The organism is uncultured Acetatifactor sp. (genome assembly GCF_948601915.1).
In the GTDB taxonomy this organism is placed as follows: domain Bacteria; phylum Bacillota; class Clostridia; order Lachnospirales; family Lachnospiraceae; genus Acetatifactor.
The window spans coordinates 1-2,498 of record NZ_CAPDXS010000261.1 but is presented as its reverse complement, the minus strand read 5'-3'; the positions used below and the strand labels follow the sequence as shown (position 1 = coordinate 2,498).

General features: G+C 59.7%; 1 protein-coding gene and 1 pseudogene. Both read left to right on the top strand.

The window, feature by feature from the left end; all coding sequences use genetic code 11:
- Positions 1-50: 50 nt before the first annotated feature.
- Entirely contained in the window at positions 51-1,370 is a 1,320-nt protein-coding gene (locus tag Q2B33_RS23805; RefSeq protein WP_300823410.1) for a zinc ribbon domain-containing protein, read from the top strand.
- A 448-nt stretch (positions 1,371-1,818) separates the two neighbouring features.
- Positions 1,819-2,498, top strand: a pseudogene (locus Q2B33_RS23800) (hypothetical protein); the annotation flags it as partial.

Sequence of the window (2,498 nt, the reverse complement as noted above, 5' to 3'; positions counted from 1 at the left end):
TTTTGAAAATCCCGTGTCTGCTTTCCTCCTGATGGAAAGGGGGCGGGGACATGCAACCGGATACGGTGTGCAAGACAGTGCGGCAGTACAGCAGGGGAGCGCTCGCGCCGGAGGACATGGAGATGCTCCGGGAAGTGGCCGAGGACTACCGCCATGTGAAGAACCATGTATATGGACGCTACGGCGGAAGGGGCGGCCTGTCGAAGATCTACCCGGGATACACAGTCCAAAACGAGATGACGAAGAGCGGCCTGCGGGCGGAGCTGGGCCTGCCGTCCGTGTATTTCTATCTGGCCATCTTCAGCGCGCTGGGAGACATCAAGGCCCAGTGGACCCGCACAAAGACAAAGGTCCAGAAGCTGCTGGGGCAGAACGGGAACCTGACGGAGGAGGAGAAGCATTACCTCCGCTTCCTGCTGAAGGTGCCAAACGCCTTCGAGGCCGTGCTGAACGGCAGGGAAATCCAGCTGCCCCGGGAGATGCAGAAAAGGCATGATATGCTGGCAGCCCAGGTGGATCCGCAGAAAATGCACTGCTACCTGCGCAGACAGGTCAGGAAGCACCATGTAGGGAGGCTGCACACAGAGGCGGCGGAGGGGTTCTCCGCAACCGAACGGGCCTACCGCTATGGGGACCATGGAATCCATATCTCCACGAAGCAGAACCGGAAGAGGGTCTTCATCCCACTGACGGACAACAACCGTTATGAGAGCCAGATTTATATCAGGCTCAGTCCGGAAGACGGCAGGGTCGAAATCAGCGTACCAGTCCAGGTATCCGTCCGCAGCCATGGGGATTATGCCAACAAGGTGGGACTGGCCATGGGGATCTTCACCATGCTGACCACGGATCAGGGACATCGCTACGGGGAAGGCCTGGGAGAGCTGCAGACGGAGTACGCCCAGTGGGTGAGGGAGCGGACTGCCAGCTATAACCGCAGCCGAACCGCAAACCCGGGCAGGAAGAAGTACAGCGAGCAGAAGCGCCGCCGCCAGGAGCGGATACACGGCTACATCAACCAGGAGCTGAACCGATTCCTCCGGACGGAGAAGCCCGGCAGGGTCTACCTGGTGAAGCTGCCGCCGCCCCAGGCGGGAGGGATAAACCGGAAAATCAACCAGGGCGTGGCGCTCTGGCAGAGGGGCTACATCCGCAGCCGCCTGGCCCTGAAATGCAGGGAGCAGGGCGTGGAGCTGGTGGACGTCCTGGGGAAGGACGTCGGCAGGGAATGCAGCGTCTGCGGAGGGACAGGGGAGAAGAAGGACGGGATGTTCGTCTGTGCAAGCTGCGGGCAGGCCATGGATGAGAAGGCCAATACCGCCCGGAACGTGCTGAAGCGCGGACAGGACGGGAAGACGGTCAACAGGTAAGAAAGGGATCCAAGATCATAAGAACGGCAATCCGGATAAATCCTGGCGATGGACCGGGATTTCACCGGGGAGGCCTGACCCTGGGGCGTGGGCTCCGGGCCATGCCCTCCCATATGCGGACCGGATGGCAGGTTCATGATAGAGCAGGCGCGGGTGCATTGCCTTGAGCGGCACCGGACGTAAAGCCCGCCAGGGCAAGCCTGCCATAGAAAAAACAGCACGGCATTAGAAGGCAGCCGGGCCACCCGGGCAGGGGACTGCCCCTGTGGCGGCTGCGCATTGGGTATGCCAAGACCTTGGGAACATGCGGGAGGCGGTGCCGGCCGCATGACGTACCGGGAGCGAAGCGGCTGTGCCGCAGCATCTTTTCCGGAGACGGATCAGATGTCCAATGTGCCTTATTTATAAAAGTCTCCCATAGGAGAGGCAGACAGGACAGGGAACAGAGATGAGGATAGCCCAGAAGAAGCAGGCTGAGGAGTTCGTGGAGCTGTTGGGACAGGCCCACGAGGAGATCCGGAGCGCCATAGAAAAAAAGAATATCCCGGCTGCGATGTCCCTGCTGGCGGACTGCCAGGACGGAGCCATCGCCCTGGGCAATCTGATTGAGAGCGCGGAGGGGGAGGGGGCTGCCACGATCCCTTTCCTGGAGGGATACTGCGAGCTGGTCTATGGAATCCACCAGGGCCTGGCGGCAGAGCTGGAGGGCGGGAATCCCGTCAGGGCCGACAAGGCGTACAAGACATTGCGGCAGGGGCATATCCGCATCGCCAACAGCATCGCGCATGATGTGGAGGTGCGGCGGGAAGTGGTGTTCCTGCCTTATAAGGCGTCTATGTGGGATTCCCTGGAGAGCGTTTGGAAGGCGGCGGATGAGGATCCGGGATGCGATGCCTATGTAATCCCGATTCCCTATTATGACAAGAACCCGGACGGGAGCTTCCGGGAGCTGCACTATGAAGGCGGGGAGTATCCCAAGGATGTCCCGGTGGTATGGTATGAGGATTACGATTTCGAGAAGCGCAGGCCGGACATGATATTCATACATAATCCATATGACGACTGCAACATCGTGACCAGCGTGCATCCATTCTTCTATTCGAAGAATTTAAAGAAATTTACTGAGAA

Excerpts from the sequence above, each read along its gene's own strand:
- Q2B33_RS23805 (WP_300823410.1), top strand. The coding sequence starts at position 51 with ATGCAACCGGATACGGTGTGCAAGACAGTGCGGCAGTACAGCAGGGGA.